General features: G+C 58.6%; 1 protein-coding gene. It reads right to left on the bottom strand.

Annotation, left to right across the window (positions count from 1 at the left end):
* Window positions 1-529: 529 nt before the first annotated feature.
* Window positions 530-1,114: a hypothetical protein gene (locus tag RBH26_RS21255; RefSeq protein WP_306760365.1), complete on the bottom strand. Its 585-nt coding sequence runs from the start codon at window positions 1,112-1,114 to the stop codon at window positions 530-532.
* Window positions 1,115-1,459: the final 345 nt, after the last annotated feature.

The following is a 1,459-nucleotide window of genomic DNA, read 5'->3' as shown; positions in this document are numbered from 1 at the left end:
ATTTTCCCGCTTCAACTCTTTCGATTTACTGACCTTCCCCTACGCCGTCTAGTGATTCAACACAGCCGATGTTAGAGAATCGGCTGGAATCCGGCGTGCTCGGGGGAGTGACAGCGAGCGAGCGGACGGATCCGTACGAGACGCGACCATAAGTGGTGCCGGCCGATGAGACGGGACCGTCGGTGGAGACAGTAACCGCCAAGCCGAAGCGACCCAGATCGGGTGGATCCGTTGACGTGTCCCATCAATCAGCGGCCACCGCGCCTGCGCAACGGTTTTTGCTATCGGTGCTGTGCCTCGCCTCCCCTGGCCGATGACGAAGAGCCGCGGTGCCGAGGGTGTCGGGACGTTCCCGTATTCACGCTCGCTAACGACCGACCTAAAGACGCCAACTCCGCTACCTCTCAGGGGGAGGTTACGGCTCGGGTATCAGGTGCCATCACGAGACGCGGATCGGTTCAAACGTGTCCGGTCGCGTCACAGCCACACGACAGTCTCGGCGTCGGTAACCGGCGGCGCTTCACCTGCCTCAGGAGAGGCAGTCGTAGCAGTCGTGACAGACGGAGGCACCGACGCCACACTGCCAGATGATACACGCGATACAGCCAACATTCGCCGCGAGACAGCAGCCCGTACACTTTCCTGCCTTGGCGAGACACCGGGTGCAATCCCAGGTACATGATTGCGGCTGGACGTTACGGGTCACCGTGGCACCGTTGATCTGCCCGGGCGCGACCTCGCGATATTCCGCACCGTCGAGTTCGACGGTTGTGTAGCCTGCGTCTGTTCCGTCGTGAGCGGCAACGACGAAACCGCCAACCTCCGTTTCGAACGTGGCTTCGAGGTTCGCGTATCGGATATCGGTTTTCCGAGCGAGGATTCGCTTCTCTGCCTCCGTAGCATCCCGACGGAAGTGGACCTGGTCGTGGTCGCTCGTCGTAAACAGGAGGGGTTGGGTCTCCTTGCGGGCCGCCCCGGCACCCTCGAGGTGGTCAGGAAGAGCCTGCCCCTTCACGTCGGCGAGGTCGAGCAGCGCGATGTCGAGCGTCTCGTCGTCTCCTTCGATTCGGATCGCTCCCATCGTTCCGTACTCGGTCTCGAGCTCGGCTCGCATAGTCCGATCATCAATCTCGACGATGCGACTTTCGGTGGCGTCGACTGAGACGGACCCAAGCTCCGACTCGAGTCGCTCAAACGTCTCGGTACTCGTCAAACCCGCAAGGGTATCGTTCTTTGCGGACCCTTGGAGAGCTTTCGCTGTACTAGTAAAGGAAGTGAGTGCAGTTGCTCCCGCAACGCTCTTGAGTACGTTCCGTCGATTCAGGCTTGTATTATTATCTTTCGGCATGCAACTATTCGTTCTACATTACAGATAATAAAACCCTCTATCTTAGAATAATATTCTCTGTTGAAGAGCGATCTAATCAGCTGATATCACGGGTTAGAAGGGTGAAGTCGA

Source organism: Natronolimnohabitans sp. A-GB9, assembly GCF_030848565.1.
Lineage (GTDB): Archaea > Halobacteriota > Halobacteria > Halobacteriales > Natrialbaceae > Natronolimnohabitans.
This window is presented reverse-complemented; position numbering and strand designations above follow the sequence as displayed.